Genomic DNA, 17049 nt, shown 5'->3' on the forward strand with positions numbered 1-17049 from the left:
GCAAAGGCTTTATAGTTCGCACCTATAAATATTATAGATATTATATCTTAGATCAATCAAGAATGAAATGCTATGCTTAATGCATCTAATAAAGAGCAAAGCGAGAATATACGCTTGAACGATGGGGTGAATATAATGACGAAAAAAAGAACAATGTTTGAGAAAATTTGGGACAATCACGTCATTCATCAGGAAGAAGGCAAGCCTAGCATTATTTATATCGACTTGCAGCTGGTGCATGAAGTAACATCGCCGCAGGCGTTCGAAGGTCTTCGCTTGTCCGGCCGTAAAGTACGCCGTCCAGACCTGACGTTTGCAACGATGGACCACAACGTACCAACAAAGGATCGTTACAACATTACAGATCCAATCTCGAAGCAACAGATCGACACACTGACGCAGAACTGTAAAGACTTCGGCGTTAAGCTGTTTGATCTCGATAATATTGATCAAGGTGTCGTTCACGTAATGGGACCTGAGATTGGCCTTACTCATCCGGGTAAAACAATCGTGTGCGGCGATAGCCATACATCGACACATGGCGCATTTGGCGCATTGGCATTTGGCATTGGTACTTCCGAGGTTGAGCATGTTATGGCAACGCAATGTTTGCAGCAATCCAAGCCAAAAACAATGGAAGTTCGCTTCATTGGCTCCCGTAAGCCTGGCGTAACAGCAAAAGACTTGATTCTTGGCGTTATTGCGAAATACGGTACTGACTTTGCAACAGGTTATGTAATCGAGTATACAGGTGAAGCAATCCGCACGCTGACGATGGAAGAGCGTATGACGGTCTGCAACATGTCGATTGAAGGCGGCGCACGCGCTGGTCTGATCGCACCTGACCAAACGACTTTTGAATACTTGAAGGGCCGTGAGTACTCCCCAGCCAATTATGAGCTGGCTGTGCAAGAATGGGAGAAACTGACGACTGATGAAGGCGCTACGTACGATACAATCGTTGACTTCGACGTAGACTCCCTAATTCCGCAAGTAACTTGGGGAACAAGCCCAGGCATGGGTACGGACATCACTTCTTCCGTTCCATTCCCGCAAGATTTGCCTACTGAGAATGAGCGTAAAGCTGCTGAAAAAGCACTTGAGTATATGGATTTGAAGCCAGGTACACCAATGAGCGAGATCGAGATCGACTATGTCTTTATCGGTTCTTGTACGAATGGCCGGATCGAAGATCTGCGTGCCGCTGCTGAAATTGCTAGAGGCTACACAGTTAGCGACCGTGTAACGGCAATTGTCGTTCCAGGATCGGGACGCGTTAAGATTCAAGCAGAAAAAGAAGGCCTTGATAAAGTATTTATCGAAGCTGGCTTCGAATGGCGTGAAGCAGGCTGCTCGATGTGCCTTGCAATGAACCCTGACGTATTGCAGCCAGGCCAACGCTGTGCATCGACTTCAAACCGTAACTTCGAGGGCCGTCAAGGCCGCGGAGGACGCACGCATCTTGTATCGCCGGCAATGGCGGTTGCAGCAGCAGTTAATGGCCGCTTCACAGATGTGCGCGGTTGGAATGTTAAATCCGAAGTGTTGAACTAATTGAACGGGTGAGAGGGGTATTACCGATATGGAATCATTCAAAAAACTAACGGGCATTGTTGCCCCGGTCGACCGCGTGAATGTCGACACGGACGCTATTATTCCTAAACAATTTCTAAAACGCATTGAGCGCAGCGGCTTCGGTCAGTTCCTTTTCTTCGAATGGCGCTTCCATGAAAACGGTGAAGTCAATGCTGACTTCGAGCCGAACAAGCCGCGTTATGAAGGGGCATCCGTTCTGGTATCCCGTGCTAACTTTGGCTGCGGCTCCTCCCGTGAGCACGCACCGTGGGCTATTCTGGATTATGGCTATAGAGTTGTTATCGCACCTTCTTATGCCGACATTTTCTACAATAACTGCTTCAAGAACGGCATCCTGCCGATCACGCTTAGCGAAGAGCAAGTTGAGGATCTGTTCCAACGGACAGCCAAGCATGATGGCTACAAGCTGACGGTTGATCTAGAGAACAACAAGCTGACTGATGATTACGGCTTGGATCTATCTTTTGAGCTGGATGAGCATCGTCGTCAATTCCTTCTTCAAGGTCTGGATGATATCGGCTTGACGCTGCAGCATGAAGATAAAATTACTGCTTATGAGCAAAAACAAGCCGCTAAATTGGGCTAATGGCAAGCTGCCAAAGAGGACGAATCTTCCTACTAGAAGATTCGTCCTCTTTTTTCCTCTTAACGCAACTTTTTCTGACAGTATGCGTCTAATAAATCGTCTGGCAAAAGTCGAATGAGAGAGTTCGATGCGGGCAATTCAGTCATCGAGGTGGAAAATGAAAAAATTTGTACCCATTCTGTTGTTAATGTCGGTTCTATTCACTTTGTTCGGCAATGTCGGACAAGCAGCTCCCACAGTTGTACCGAAGCTTTACTTAAACGGCCAATTGTTGCAATCCAGTGTTGCTCCACAAATTGTCCAGAACAATACCATTGTTCCCATACGAGTTGTGTCTGAGAGCATTGGCTACAAAGTGAACTGGTCGTCCTCAGCCAAGACAGTCACCATACATAACGGGAACAATGAAATCATTCTTAAAATTGATGACAGCGTTGCTCTAGTAAACAACACTCCGGTACAGATGGACATGTCGGCGAAGGTTCAAAAAGGGACTACACTGATTCCTCTACGATTCGTAGGAGAACAGCTTGGGCTCAAGGTGAATTGGGATAATGCAACCAAATCAGTCTATCTGATCAAAGAGCCTGATGTGGAAGTGCCCCCGGTTACCGAACCTCCAGTGACCGAACCCCCGGTAGAGGGTCCTGCAGGACGCATTACGTCCGTACTCTATGATGGTGTGAACAGCGTATTAATCAATTATGAAGGAACGGTTGTTCCCAAGAAGACATTCAAGCTGGATGGTCCCAAAAGAATTGTGTTGGATCTTCCAAATACCACTTTCTCGGACTTGCTAGCTTCAGGAATGACAGCGGCAGGAGCTACTATTCCGGTAGCGGATCATGCTTCATTGCAGCAAATTCGTTATTCCTTGTTCTCCAACAGCCCGGCAACGGTTCGACTTGTGCTGGATTTGACCGCTGATGCGGATGTCGAGGTTACCGAGGGAACTGGGGAAATACGGATTCATATGCTGGAAGCAGGAACGGCTCCAGTTGATCCGGTTATTCCACCGGTTGACCCCCCTGTTAAACCGCCTGTAACGAATAAGGTATATAATATTGTCATCGACGCGGGGCATGGCGGTACGGATCCAGGATCCAAAGGAATTAATGGCAGATGGGAGAAAGAACTGAACCTTAGCATTGCACTTAAGGTGAAGGCTCTTCTCGACAAGGAAAAGAATATCAAACCACTGCTAAGTCGGCCAGATGATACGTATATTACTCTAGCTAATCGAGTTGCGTTCGCACAGAAGAATAAAGCAGATCTTTTTATATCCATTCATGGAAACAGCAATCCTAGCAAAGATCCAAATGGCACTGAGACTTATTACTCAAGAGATGATAGCAAGCGCCTCGCAGAGACCATTCATAAATATTTGGTTCCAGCTACAGGCCTTAAGAACCGTGGTGTGAAGAAGCAAAGCTTCCATGTAACAAGAGAAACGAAGATGCCTGCCGTATTGCTGGAGACAGGCTTCATATCCAATGCTTCGGATGCTAAAGTATTGTTTGACGACGCGGTGCAGAATCGCATTGCTGCTAGCGTTGTTGCAGGAATTAAAGACTATTTGAAACTTTCATAGAAAGCGAGTGATTTCGCGGATGCGTAAGTCGACAAGCTTGTTGTTATCACTAGTATTGATTATTCTCATAGCGGCTGCTTGCGGGAATACGGACAAGCCGAATGGACAAGCGGGTGCTTCTTCAACTCCGGCACCAACTCCCACTGCTACTATTCAGCCTGTAGATCCGGCCAAGCAAAGCAAGGAAATTACCGTCTACTATACAGATAAAGAGCTAACGGAGCTTTTCAGCGAGCAAGTAGAGGTAGAGTATCAATCCGAGAAAGAGCTTATTCAAAAGGCATTGACTTCCTTGCAGCAAGGAGCAACTGAAGGTAAGGTAGCTCTGTGGAAATCGATTCATATTCTTTCCGTTGAGCTGGAGCAAGGCGCTGTCACGATTGATGTTCATGTGCCAGACGAGGCTCGTCTGGGAGCACCGGGAGAAGCATTAATTATTGAATCTTTGGAGAAAACCTTATTTCAATTTGATTTTGTTCAATCCTATGATTTATTAGTGACAGGTGAACAGGTTGATAGCTTGATGGGCCATGTAGAGCTTGAACACCCGAAACTTCGTACATCTACTAATTAACCCAATTACAAACTAATGAAACCGTTACTACACAACCGTTGAGGGGGATTCTATTCATGGCATCGAAATCTACACGAAAGACAATTATAGCAAGTACACTTGCGTTTTCTCTGCTTGCAGGCAGTGCAATTGTTATACCGCCGCACTCTACTTATGCGGCAGCTGCAATGAATACGCCATTCGTTGACGTAAGTGCAGGCCATTGGGCAGAAAAGCATATAGCAAAGCTGTATTTGCAAGGTATTATTAATGGCTATAATACTTCAAGCGGCAAGACGGAATTCCGTCCGGCAAAGAGTGTGTCACAGGAAGAAGCAGTTGTTATGGCTCTTCGCTTCGCTGGCCTGCAAGATCAGATCAATACGAATGATCTTGTTGTCTTCCCTGAATCCTTCAAGGTTGGCACTTTCTACAAGCCTTATATTAAGCTTGCCTTTGAGAAGGGCCTTCTTGACCAAAAGCAGGAATATGAATTGGCATCCCGCGATGCTAACAAAGAATGGGGAACGACGCCTGCTTCGAGAGAATGGGTGACGAAGCTTCTAGTTAGAGCAATTGGGGAAGAAGAGACAGCCAAGCAATTGAGCGGAACAGCCTCCTCCTTCAAGGACTCGGCTCAAATTACATCATCCTATTTGGGCTATGTGAATGCAGCCGTTTCTCTAGACCTCGTCAAGGGTGTTACAGCAGATAAATTTGATCCGAAGGCCGCTGTTAATCGGGCAAGCTTGGCGACATTGTTTAGTCGTGCGCAGAAACTGCATGCTGTTGCTTATGCCGGACAAAGCAGTGGTGTCGTAACGGGACTGACTGATTCGGCTATTACGGTTTATAGCGAGGGTACGGACAAGACCTATACGATTGGAACAGATACATTGGTCTATCATCGAGACAGCGAGAAGCCAATCTCACTTAGCAGCGTGAAGCTCTATACAAATATTATTCTGATCGAGAAATCCGGTAAGCTGCAGTATATAGAAGTGCAAAGCGATGAGCCGCAGGTTAAGACGGTGACAGCAAAGTTTGATCGCGTCAACACAGCCAATAATTATATTTATGTGTGGATTAATGATGAGCCTGTACGAATAAATTATGCGAGTAATTTGATCGTAACAGACACAGCTGGCAAGACATTGACGTTGGGTGAGCTGAAGCGTGACAGCATGGTCACAATTACGCAGGATACATTCCGTACTTCATCCCTGGCTGTAAAGATTACTACAGATCAACAATCAGGTGCTGGTGTAGTAAAAGGGAAGTTTTTCTCGGCAGACCATACGCTTATTACTTATATGGATGCTAATAAGCAGCTTGTATCCCGTTTTCTTGCGGATAAAGTAGATATATCGATTGAAGGGATCGCATCGCCAACGATCGAGGATCTGCTTAAAGAAGTAGATGACATTGAGATTACGTTGAATGATGATGAGGAAGTAACGAAAATCAAGGTCGTCAACCGCAATGTGGACACGATCGTTGGCGCTCAGGTTGAAGGTTATTTCCCTGAGAAAAAAATGCTGGTGGTATCCGATCCTAGCGGCAAATCTGACCAAATTGTATACTTGAATGAAAAAACGAGGTTGGATTATAACGGAAGAATTATTGAATTGAAAGACATCGACAGCTATATGAATAAAGGCAGGAAGATTACGATTACATTATCGGGTCAGACTGTAGTATCTATTCAATTTATTTATAGGCATGAAGGGTTATTCGTTTCCCTTAATCCTTCCAGCCGTACCATTACAATGACGATTGCTGGCGGTACAACTGTAAATGTGCCATATACCAATCCTTTTGTAGAAATTCCAGGACAATCGACGGCCGCGCTTACGGATCTTAAAGCAGGAGACAAATTAACGGTTCTATTAGACGGCTCACAGGACAAGGCTTCGTCTGTGCAAGTGCATAAGTCGCTTCAATATGAAGTGAAATCTGTTAATAGCCAAACGAAGAGAATTGTTGTAACAAGCTCTGCTAACGTGACCATGGAGCTTAATCTGTCCTCTATTGATCTTTATAATGAGAAAGGCGCTAAGATGACGGTAGATTTGTTGCAGCCTGGCTCTTATATTAATGTGAGCTATGTTGGCAAGCAGCCGACTATGGTTAAAGTAATTGGATTCACTTATGGCAAAATAGCTTCGGTAACAGATACAAGCATTTCTGTTACGCAACAGAATGGAACAGCCGTAACGATCCCATTGGGCTCAAGCTTCAAAGTGAATAAAGGGTCAAGCAGCGCAGCGAACCTATCACTCCTTCAAGTAGGGGATTTCGTAGAAGTCTACAAGGACGTTAACGAATCTGTTATTATTAACGTTGCTCTAGGCGAGACGAGAACGTTCACGGAATACAAAGCATCGGAAGGCTTGCTCTGGACGCTCAAGGCAACTTCTAATGATAATAGCAACTTTTTCTATATTTCGGCGGATACGAAGCTGACTTCGAATGGAAAAGCTATTACGTTTGATTCCATTAAATACGGAGACACGCTTGTTATTTATGCCTTCCGCAACAAGGCTTTTGAGATCAAAAAATCTTAAAAAATCGTAAGGTTATGTGAAAAAACTGCTCTTCGGGCAGTTTTTTCTTTATTTACAGCGTTTAATGGGTTGCGCAGCGTGACAATTTTCGCTACACTTTGAACGATAGTAATTGAATTAGGAGAGACGACCGATGAATGCAAAACAGAAGATGCGCCATATATTGGATACGTTAGCAGAGATGTTTCCTAATGCGCATTGTGAGCTGCACCATCGCAATCCGTTCGAGCTTACAATCGCCGTTTTGTTATCTGCCCAGTGCACAGATGAAACAGTGAATAAAGTGACGGCCACATTATTCGAGAAATACCAAAGGCCTGAGGATTATTTGGCTGTTCCATTGGAAGAGCTGGAGCAGGATATTAGACGAATCGGTTTATTCCGCAGCAAGGCTTCCAACATTCAAAAGTTATGCCGAATTCTCATCGATAAATATGAAGGTGAAGTTCCGAAGAAGCATGAGCAACTGACCGAGCTGCCTGGTGTCGGCCGTAAGACCGCCAACGTTGTCGTGTCAAATGCCTTTGGTGTTCCTGCAATTGCGGTGGATACGCATGTGGACCGAGTATCCAAACGATTAGGGGTCGCCAAGCCGGATGATACGGTATTAGAGGTAGAGAAGAAGCTGATGAAGCTGGTGCCTCAGGATGAATGGACGCTGACTCATCACAGACTCATATTTTTTGGGCGCTATCATTGCAAAGCACAGAACCCGCAATGCCCTATATGTCCACTGCTGGATTTATGTAAAGAAGGTCAGCGACGTATGAAGCCGGGTAAAACTACTAAAACTATAAATAAGGCAAAGAAACCGAAAATAGCCAATGAAGGATGATGACAATGAAATGCATTTCCGTGTATACAAACGATTTTGAACAGTTCTCTGATATTTATGAGCAAGTGCTAGAATTTCCTCCGCAAGAAAATGAAGATATTCTCGTAGAAGGTATCACAGTGAGCGGCTCGGGCGATGTTCCGGATCAATACATTGAGCGTATGCGCCAAAAGCCTGAGGTTGTTGTGATGAGAGAGAAAGAACGCAACATTATGATTTTGCAGCACGGCAACGTGTTCGAGATTTGCCTTCCGGCAGAAGAGGAAGCTGTATAGACGATGATTGATACGACCGTACGCAGCATGGCTGAAGCATTGGCCTTCGCAGCATCGGAGATGGGCGCTGCAGGCGATACGTTGCACGCACAGCAAGTACTGGAGTTGAACAGTAAGCTGGCCGAGGGTCGGCTTACTGTTGCTTTCTGCGGCCATTTCTCGGCTGGAAAGTCAACGCTCATCAATCGATTATGCGGAGCGCAGCTGCTTCCTTCGAGCCCGATACCAACAAGTGCAAACGTAGTTGCCATCCGTGGCGGCATGGAGGCAAAAGCCAGCGTGATGACTGAGAAGAATGGTCATTACGTGACAGTTGATATTCCTTTGCAAGAGCTTGACGCCTATTGCAAGGATGGAGAGAATATTACATCCGTAGCTATTTCTTATCCTACGGAAAGATTGGGAGAGCACACGGTGCTATTGGATACACCGGGCATCGACTCCACAGATGATGCGCATCGGATGGCAACGGAATCAGCCCTTCATCTGGCAGATGTAGTCTTCTATGTGATGGATTATAATCATGTGCAATCCGAGATTAATTTTGCATTCGCCAAACAGTTGAAAGACTGGGGCAAGCCCTTATACTTCATCGTTAATCAAATCGATAAGCACAGAGAGCAAGAATTGTCATTCGAGCAATATCGTAAAAGTGTAGCAGAAGCGTTTCAAGCTTGGCATTTGGAGCCGGCTGGGATCGTTTATTTGTCTTTGCGTCAGCCCGATCACCCGCATCAGGAGTGGGAACAGCTGGAGCTGCTGCTAACCAAGCTTGCGCAATTAAGAGATCCGCTGGCTGCTTATAGCGTGGATGCTTCCCTGCGGCACCTGCTCTCTGAGCATAAGAAGTGGGGAGAGACTCGCGATGAGCCAGAGCGTGAACGCCTTATCGCGGAAGCGGGAGGCGAGGATGAGGCAGCCCGGGTTAAGGATGAGATGGCTCAGCTAGCGGCAGAGGCGGATAGGCTAAGAGACGAGCCAGAGCGAATTCGACTGGCTATGCGCCAAGAGCTTCAAGCGCTGCTCGATAATGCGATTATTACGCCTGCGCCTGTCAGGGACAAAGCGCATGCTTTTCTGGAAAGCCGTAAGCCAGGCTTCAAGGCTGGCTTATTATTCGCTGGAGCAAAGACCGCTGCAGAGCAGGAACGCCGCCTGGAGACCTTCCGGGTCGACTTCGCAGGACAAGTGAATGCCGCAGTAGATTGGCATGTGAAGGATATGCTGCGCCGCTCAGCAGAAGCCAGCGGGTATCCGCTTGACCTGTTGGAGCAGGCACTGGCTCAGACACTTAACTGGCAGCCTGAGCCGCAATGGCTGATCGATCGCGTGAATACCGGAGCCGTATTCGGCAACGAGTATACAATGACGTATACGCGCGAGCTTGCCGCAGAGGTAAAGGCTCTTTATCGCAAGCGCTCGTACGAGATCGTCGACGCGTTGGTAGAGCACGCGGCTGGCGCAAGCACGGCGGCAGCTGCGGATGTGCAAGGCCAGCTTGCGGCGCTTAGCGTGCAAGCTGGGGCGCTCGCGCAGCTCGCTGCGCTTGCAGAGCGCGGCGCCGCTCACGCGGCGCGGCTCGCTGCCGCGCTGCCGACGCAAGCGCCGCGGCCAGCGCTGCCAGCGCCGCAGGCGAGCGCTCGCGCCGCTAGTGCGCCAGCAGCAGCTGCTGCCAGCGCGCCAGCGCCAGCTGCTGCGCCGCAGCGCAAGGCTGCGCCTGCTGGCGCCGCACTTGCCGGCGGCGCAGCGCTCGCGCAGCAGCATAGCGCAGCTGCGCGTCTCAATCGCGCCGCCGCATTGCTGGCGCCGCATGCCCCGCTCGCAGCGGCTGCGCACGCTATGCGCGACAAAGCGAACCGGCTGGAGCATAGCCGGTTCACAATCGCGCTGTTCGGAGCATTCAGCGCGGGCAAATCCTCGCTCGCTAATGCGCTTATCGGCGAGCCGGTGCTTCCGGTGTCGCCGAATCCGACGACAGCTGCGATTAACCGTCTCGTACCGCCTACGGCAGAGTACGCGCATGGTACCGCTACTGTAGTCATGAAGGCTCGCGAAGCGATTATTGAAGATCTGCGATATTCATTGGCGCTGCTGGGTGAGGACGCCTCAGAAGCGGCTATGCCGGACGCTGCGGCTATCATGCGCGCCATTGACCGCATATCTCCAGATTCTATTCACGCTGGCGGCAGGCCGCATTACAGCTTCCTGCGTGCCGCTCGCATGGGGTGGGAGACGCATGAGGAGCTGCTGGGGCAGCAAATCGCCGTATCCCAAGATGAATATGAGCGGTTTGTCGCGGAGGAGTCGCGTTCCTGCTTCGTCAGCGAGATTGAGCTGCATTATGATTGTCCGCTTACACGTCAAGGTATCGTATTAGTCGATACCCCAGGAGCGGATTCGGTTAACGCCAGACATACGGGCGTCGCCTTTAATTACATCAAGAATGCGGATGCTGTATTGTTCGTTACTTATTATAACCATGCGTTCTCGCAGGCTGACCGTCAGTTTCTGATGCAGCTTGGGCGAGTGAAGGACCAGTTCGAGCTTGATAAAATGTTCTTCCTTGTGAATGCGGCAGACTTGGCGGCTGATGAAGAAGAGCTGCAGGATGTCCTCAAGCATGTAGGGCATAACTTGCTTCAGCATGGAATTCGCTCCCCTCGTCTATATCCCGTCTCCAGCCTGCAAGCGCTGGATGCCAAGCTAGCTGGCGATGAGCAGCTGCTGCAGCAATCTGGCGTCGATGCATTCGAACAGTCCTTCCTGCACTTCGTGCAGCATGATCTTGGCCGTTTAGCTGTTGATTCGGCTGATCAGGAGATCGCCAGAGCAGTTGCTACCGTTGCCGATTTCTTGCAAAGTGCCGCGGGGGATGCAGCTTCAAGGCAAGCTATGCGAGAGCAGCTTGATCGGCATTATGTAGAGGCTTCCGCAAGAATGGAGGCTTTCATCGCTGGAGAAGCGCCTGCGCAATTGAGCCAAGAGCTTAATGAGCTTTTGTATTATGTCATCCAACGGATACAGCTTAGATTCGGGGAGTTCTATAATTACGCCTTCAATCCATCCAGCTTGCAGGATGATGGACGTGATCTGCGCAAGATGATCTGGACGTCATGGCTGGAGCTTCAGCGTCTTGTACAGACGGAGCTCTCGCAAGAGCTGCAAGCTACGACGCTCAGGATGGAGAAAACGTTGAATGTGCTTTTGGGCAAGCAATATGCCCTCTGCCTTGAGCAGCTGGAGTCGTTGATCTCCGGTTACAGCGGTGTTCCATACACCGCTGTCGACATTCCGACGCCTGAGGCTATAGAGGAGTGGAGAGCTGCTGCTATTGATGTCAAATGGCTGTGGAGCCGCTTCAAATCACCGCGCCAGTTTTTCGAGGGTGAAGGGAAAGCGCTGCTGCGCAAAGATTTGGACACGATTCTGGCGCCAACGCTTCAGGCTTGGATGAATGTTCATATTGAGCAGTGGACAGCTATGTATGGGTTCTTATGGCATAATAGTGCCGAGCATGCAGGGCATGGCTTGCAAAATGATTTGGCCAGCTATGTGGAAGGGAAGCAAAGCTCCTTGTCCGACAATGCGGACCGGGGTCAGCTTCAAGGGCTGCATGAGCAGCTTGTTCAGCTTCAAACTTCATAAAGCACAACGTATATTCGACTTCGCGTGTGAATACAAAGGCTGTCTGGCTAGTCTCCTGTAGAGGAGGCTTCCAGACAGCCTTTTTTTCGATAAATATTCCTTTATTGTGTGTTTCTGTGCAAAAACGAAGGAATAGGCCTATTTAGAGGATGATTTTGGATTAATTGAAAGCATTACCCCATTATGTTTTCTAATTCGCCACATTCGGCTGCTTCATCCAAATATACGGAATTTTATACGGTTTGCCCCTCTGGAATGATGCTGATAATATTCATTCCATACTTATAAATACATAAATGGGGAGAGGGAGTTACGTGGACGTTTTTAAGCAATTAAAACGGTTTTATTGGGTTGAACGCAAGTTTTTGTTGACTTCAATCCTCTGCCTGATGTGTGCTACTGCGCTTGGTCTCGTGTACCCCAACCTGTTGCGCATTCTGATTGATGATGTCATCATTCCAGAACAATATGGCAAGGTGCCTATGCTCGCTCTCACCGTCGTATGCGTGGTCACCTTAAAAGGACTTATGCAGTTTTTACATGGCTTCTTCGGGGGCAGGCTCGGCAATCGAGTCGCTTATCGGATGCGTAATGCGAGCTATGACAAACTACAAACGCTTTCTTTTCAATATTATGATAAAGCGAAGACTGGTGATCTGATGTCACGGCTGACCGCTGATCTTGAGGCGATCCGCAACTTCATCGGGTTTGGCTTCGCCCAAATTTTGAACGTTGTGCTTATGGTTGTATTCGGAGGAGCCATGATGATGTCGATCCATTGGCAGCTGACACTGATTACGCTGGTTGCTATCCCGCTGCTTGTGTTCACAGCTATTCGCTTCGAGAAAAGAATCCATCCAGCCTTTCAAGAAATGCGGCAAGCGATGAGCAACCTGACGACAGCGGTACAAGAGAACATTACAGGCGTACGCACTGTTAAATCATTTGCCCGCGAATCTCATGAAGTCAGCAAGTTCTCTATACGAAACGAAGCTTACCAGAAAAATCAGATAGGGGCTGCGAGCATTTGGGCGAAGTTTTTCCCTTTCATGGAGCTGTTCGCCAATCTAAGCCCGGTTATTCTACTCGTTGTCGGCGGTACATTTGTTATTCAGGGTGAATTAAAGCTGGGAGAGCTCGTCGCATTCTTCAGCCTGATTTGGTACATTATTGGCCCTATGTGGGGCATCGGCTTCCATATTAACAACTATACACAATCGAAGGCTTCCGGCGAACGGGTACTTGGGCTGCTGAATGAGCATGTGCATATAAAAAGCATAGCGGACGCTGTTGTATTGGATAACCAAGCTGTAAAAGGCAGCGTTCGATTCGAGAATGTAACCTTCCAGTATCCCGATAAAGCGGCGGCCTTGACTAACATTTCGATTGATGCGCCTGCGGGTGCTGTGATCGGACTGCTCGGGGCGACTGGCTCCGGCAAATCTACGATTATACAGCTGCTTATGCGAGCCTACAAGGTGAAGCAAGGCCGGATTACGCTGGATGGCATAGATATCAATGATCTTGAGGTTGAAAGTCTTCGCAGCCAGATAGCACCTGTCTTTCAGGAAACCTTTCTCTTCTCGGCTTCCATTCGGGCGAATATTGCTTATGGGGTTCGTGAGGTGAAGGATGAGCAGGTTGAATATGCCGCTAAGCTTGCCAAAGCCCATGATTTCATCATGGAGCTGCCGCTTGGCTACAACACAATCGTCGGGGAACGGGGAATGGGCTTGTCGGGCGGGCAGAAGCAGAGGATTGCGATTGCTAGAGCATTGATCAAAAATCCGCGTATTCTCATTCTGGATGATGCGACGAGTGCAGTAGACATGGAGACAGAGCATGAGATTCAAGCGGGCTTTAAGGAGCTGATGGCCGGCCGGACCACGTTCATTATCGCCCATCGCATTTCCTCCCTTCGGCATGCTGACGAGATTATCGTTCTTGATCAAGGCCATATTGTTCAGCGCGGCACTCATACCGAGCTGCTTGCCCAGAAGGGCCCATACCGGGATACCTATTCGATTCAATATGCCGATCATCCATTAGATGAGTTAGATGAGCTAGTGGAATCGCAAGTGAAGCAAGGGAGGAACACCTTACAATGAGCAGCAGTAAAACCAACAATGATAAAAAGGAACGATTCGTTTATCAAGATGACGAAGTGATCGAAAAACCGTTTAACTGGGCACAGCTGCGCAGGCTCTTCCATTACATGAAGCCTTATTCGAGGCAGTTGATTCCCGTATTGCTCATGATGATTCTGGGCACGTTGACTCGCTTGGGGATTCCGGCTCTCGTCATACTAGCTATTGATGAAGCAATCGCGCCTGAGAACGGCGCAGCGAGCTTCACCAAGCTGTATAGCATTGCAGCTATTATGCTTGCTCTGTATATCGTACAGTGGGGGGCCAATACGTATCGGATCAAATATACGAATGTCATCGGGCAGAAGGTCATCTATGATCTGCGCCATGATTTGTTCCGTCATATTCAGAAGCTTTCATTCCGCTTTTATGATAAACGGCCTGCAGGCTCCGTGCTCGTGCGGGTAACGAATGACGTGAACGCCTTGCAGGATCTGTTCACTAACGGCGTTGTCAATCTGCTGATGGACTGTGTGCAGCTCGTCGGTATTGTCATTATTTTGCTGGCATGGAACTTTAAGCTTGGCCTTGCGGTTATGATTACCGTCCCCCTTATGTTCCTCGTATCGACCTCGCTTCGCAAGCGGATTCGATTCGCATGGCAGGATGTTCGGATGAAGCAATCGCGTATTAATGCTCATTTGAACGAGAGTATTCAAGGGATGAAGGTAACGCAGGCATATGTACAGGAAAAAGACAATATGCGTTTCTTTGATCATATGAATACCGTGAATTTGAAATCCTGGAATAAGGCTTCAGCACTCAACCAGTCCTTTGGACCTGTCATTGAGATTACAGCAGCTCTTGGAACGTTCATCTTATTCTGGTATGGCTCTCATTTGATTCAGATCGGTGCGATTACAGTAGGTGTATTGGTCGGGTTCGCGAATTATATCGGAAATTTCTGGGACCCGATCAATCGACTGGGCCAAATGTACTCGCAGCTGTTGATTGCGATGGCTTCCTCCGAGCGTATTTTTGAATTTATTGATGAGGAGCCCACAGTAGGAGAGCTGCCTTCAGCGAGAGAGCTGCCCCCTATTCGCGGGGATGTCACCTTTGATCACCTTGTATTTGAATATGAGACGGGACGGCCTGCGTTGAAAGGAATTAACCTGAATGTGAAGGCAGGACAGTCTATCGCACTAGTAGGGCACACGGGATCAGGCAAAAGCACCATCATTAATTTATTATGCCGTTTCTATGACCCTGTGGAAGGACGCATTCTGATTGATGGATTGGATATACGTGATGTAACGATTGAGAGCTTGCGCTCGCAGGTTGGCATCGTACTGCAGGATACCTTCATCTTTGCCGGATCAATCCGTGATAATATCCGTTACGGGCGCTTGGATGCGACAGATGCCGATATCGAAGCAGCAGCAGCCGCTGTACATGCGCATGAATTTATTATGGGCCTGCCTGACGGCTATGACACGCAGGTAGAGGAGCGGGGGAACATCCTCTCGATGGGCCAGCGCCAGCTGTTGTCTTTTGCAAGAGCGTTGCTGGCGAATCCTCGCGTATTGATCTTGGATGAAGCGACAGCCAGCATTGATACGGAAACGGAGCTTCATATTCAAGAAGCCTTAAAAACACTGCTTGCCGGACGCACTTCGTTCATGATTGCTCACCGGCTGTCTACGATCCGGCATGCCGATGAAATCGTTGTACTCGATCATGGCGAAATCGTTGAGCAGGGCAATCATGAGACGCTTATTGCCAAGGGCGGCATATACAATGGACTAATTGAAGCACAGTATCGTTTCTTGTCCGCATAGTCTTGATTTTTAGGCTTAGAACCTCCACAATGGAAGAAAACATGCCACAAGCAACCAGCAGCTATTTGTCCACCGGGTTAGATGCGCTGGCTGCTGCCATGGCTCACTTCTAGGAGGTTCTTTGTCATTATGTATGGATCACCATTGTCAACACATGCTCGCAAGCTATTACTTCTAGGTTCTGGAGAGCTCGGCAAAGAGGTTGTGCTGGAAGCGCAGCGTCTGGGAGTTGAGACAATTGCAGTCGACCGTTATGCCCATGCGCCGGCTATGCAGGTTGCGCATCGCTATTATGTAGCGGATATGCTGGATGGAGCTGCTATTCGCAAGATTATTGAGGAAGAGCGTCCTGACTATATCGTACCGGAGATTGAAGCTATAGCTACAGACACATTAGTGGAGCTGGAGCAAGAGGGCTTTCATGTTATTCCTACAGCACGAGCTGCAAGACTAACGATGGATCGTGAAGGCATTCGTCGGCTTGCTGCGGAGACCCTGTCGCTACCTACGGCTCCCTATCGCTTCGCGGATACAGAGGACGAGCTGCGTGAAGCCGTGAAGGAGCTTGGCTTTCCCTGCGTTATTAAACCAATTATGAGTTCATCGGGCAAGGGGCAGAGCGTATGCCGATCTGAATCGGATATTGAAGCCTGCTGGAATTATGCGATGGAGGGCGGCCGCGCCAAGAAGAAGCGGATCATTGTGGAGGGCTTTATTACCTTTGAGTCTGAGATTACGCTATTAACGGTACGTTCGGTATCGGGCACAAGCTTCTGCCCGCCTATTGGACATGTTCAGAAGGACGGCGATTATATCGAGTCTTGGCAGCCGCATGCTATGACAAGAGAGCAAGTAGAGCAAGCAGAAGCGATTGCACAGGCCATTACAGAGGAGCTAGGCGGATACGGTCTATACGGAGTAGAGCTGTTCCTCACGCAGGATGGCGTATTGTTCAGTGAGGTTTCTCCTCGCCCACATGACACTGGAATGGTGACGATGGCGACACAGGATCTGTCTGAATTCGCGCTTCATGTGCGGGCTATCCTTGGGTTCCCTATTCCAACCATCCGCTTACTGACACCGGGTGCGTCGCATACGTTAAAAGCGGACCGCGAGCATAGCGAGTTTCGCATTGGCGGCATCGAGTCGGCATTGGCGCTCCCTAATACGCAGGTGCGTGTTTTTGGCAAGCCGGAGACGAAGATCGGGCGCCGAATGGCGGTCGCATTAAGCACAGCGGGAGACGTGGAGCAAGCGCGTGAGACAGCGCGTCAGGCAGCAGAATCTCTATTTATTGAATATAAGGATTAGTAGGCAGAGGCATAGGAATCAGCACAGGGGCTGTCCTATATAGAAGCTATAATTGTATAGGTCGGCTATCTAATGGTTGATTTTTGTAAAAGCGCGAGCAGCAGGGGACAAGTGACCCTGCTGCTCGCGCTTTTTGGTGCATGGCGGCCTACTAGAGCAGCT

At 48.6% G+C, this 17049-nt stretch carries 11 protein-coding genes; all 11 read left to right on the forward strand.

The features are described from left to right. Nucleotides 1–135: 135 nt before the first annotated feature. The 11 genes from leuC (at nucleotide 136) to purT (ending at nucleotide 16887) form a co-directional block, all read left to right on the forward strand. Nucleotides 136–1554, forward strand: coding sequence for a 3-isopropylmalate dehydratase large subunit (gene leuC, locus AC50YO_RS11285; RefSeq protein ID WP_494846927.1), 1419 nt, complete (start codon nucleotides 136–138; stop codon nucleotides 1552–1554). A gap of 28 nt (nucleotides 1555–1582) precedes the next feature. Next, entirely contained in the window at nucleotides 1583–2182 is a 600-nt protein-coding gene (leuD, locus tag AC50YO_RS11290; RefSeq protein WP_494846928.1) for a 3-isopropylmalate dehydratase small subunit, read from the forward strand. A gap of 157 nt (nucleotides 2183–2339) precedes the next feature. After that, nucleotides 2340–3773 (forward strand): N-acetylmuramoyl-L-alanine amidase, encoded by a 1434-nt coding sequence (locus AC50YO_RS11295; RefSeq protein WP_494846929.1) that lies wholly within the window; start codon nucleotides 2340–2342, stop codon nucleotides 3771–3773. Nucleotides 3774–3780: 7 nt separating this feature from the next. Then, nucleotides 3781–4347, forward strand: a complete 567-nt coding sequence (locus tag AC50YO_RS11300; protein ID WP_494846930.1) for a GerMN domain-containing protein — start codon at nucleotides 3781–3783, stop codon at nucleotides 4345–4347. A 56-nt stretch (nucleotides 4348–4403) separates the two neighbouring features. After that, entirely contained in the window at nucleotides 4404–6893 is a 2490-nt protein-coding gene (locus AC50YO_RS11305) for an S-layer homology domain-containing protein (RefSeq protein ID WP_494846931.1), read from the forward strand. A gap of 133 nt (nucleotides 6894–7026) precedes the next feature. After that, nucleotides 7027–7728 (forward strand): endonuclease III, encoded by a 702-nt coding sequence (gene nth / locus AC50YO_RS11310; protein WP_494846932.1) that lies wholly within the window; start codon nucleotides 7027–7029, stop codon nucleotides 7726–7728. Between the two features lie 5 nt (nucleotides 7729–7733). After that, complete coding sequence (locus AC50YO_RS11315) at nucleotides 7734–8003, forward strand: NAD/NADP transhydrogenase alpha subunit (RefSeq protein WP_494846933.1); 270 nt, start codon at nucleotides 7734–7736, stop codon at nucleotides 8001–8003. A gap of 3 nt (nucleotides 8004–8006) precedes the next feature. Beyond that, nucleotides 8007–11648, forward strand: coding sequence for a dynamin family protein (locus AC50YO_RS11320; RefSeq protein WP_494846934.1), 3642 nt, complete (start codon nucleotides 8007–8009; stop codon nucleotides 11646–11648). A 314-nt stretch (nucleotides 11649–11962) separates the two neighbouring features. Beyond that, the gene (locus AC50YO_RS11325; RefSeq protein ID WP_494846935.1) at nucleotides 11963–13756 is read left to right on the forward strand and encodes an ABC transporter ATP-binding protein; all 1794 of its coding nucleotides are present in this window, start codon (nucleotides 11963–11965) and stop codon (nucleotides 13754–13756) included. Next, nucleotides 13753–15576, forward strand: a complete 1824-nt coding sequence (locus tag AC50YO_RS11330) for an ABC transporter ATP-binding protein (protein ID WP_494846936.1) — start codon at nucleotides 13753–13755, stop codon at nucleotides 15574–15576. The genes AC50YO_RS11325 and AC50YO_RS11330 overlap by 4 nt, the downstream gene beginning before the upstream one ends. A gap of 129 nt (nucleotides 15577–15705) precedes the next feature. Continuing rightward, entirely contained in the window at nucleotides 15706–16887 is a 1182-nt protein-coding gene (purT, locus tag AC50YO_RS11335; RefSeq protein WP_494846937.1) for a formate-dependent phosphoribosylglycinamide formyltransferase, read from the forward strand. Nucleotides 16888–17049: the final 162 nt, after the last annotated feature.

The organism is Paenibacillus sp. J22P59 (assembly GCF_059383895.1).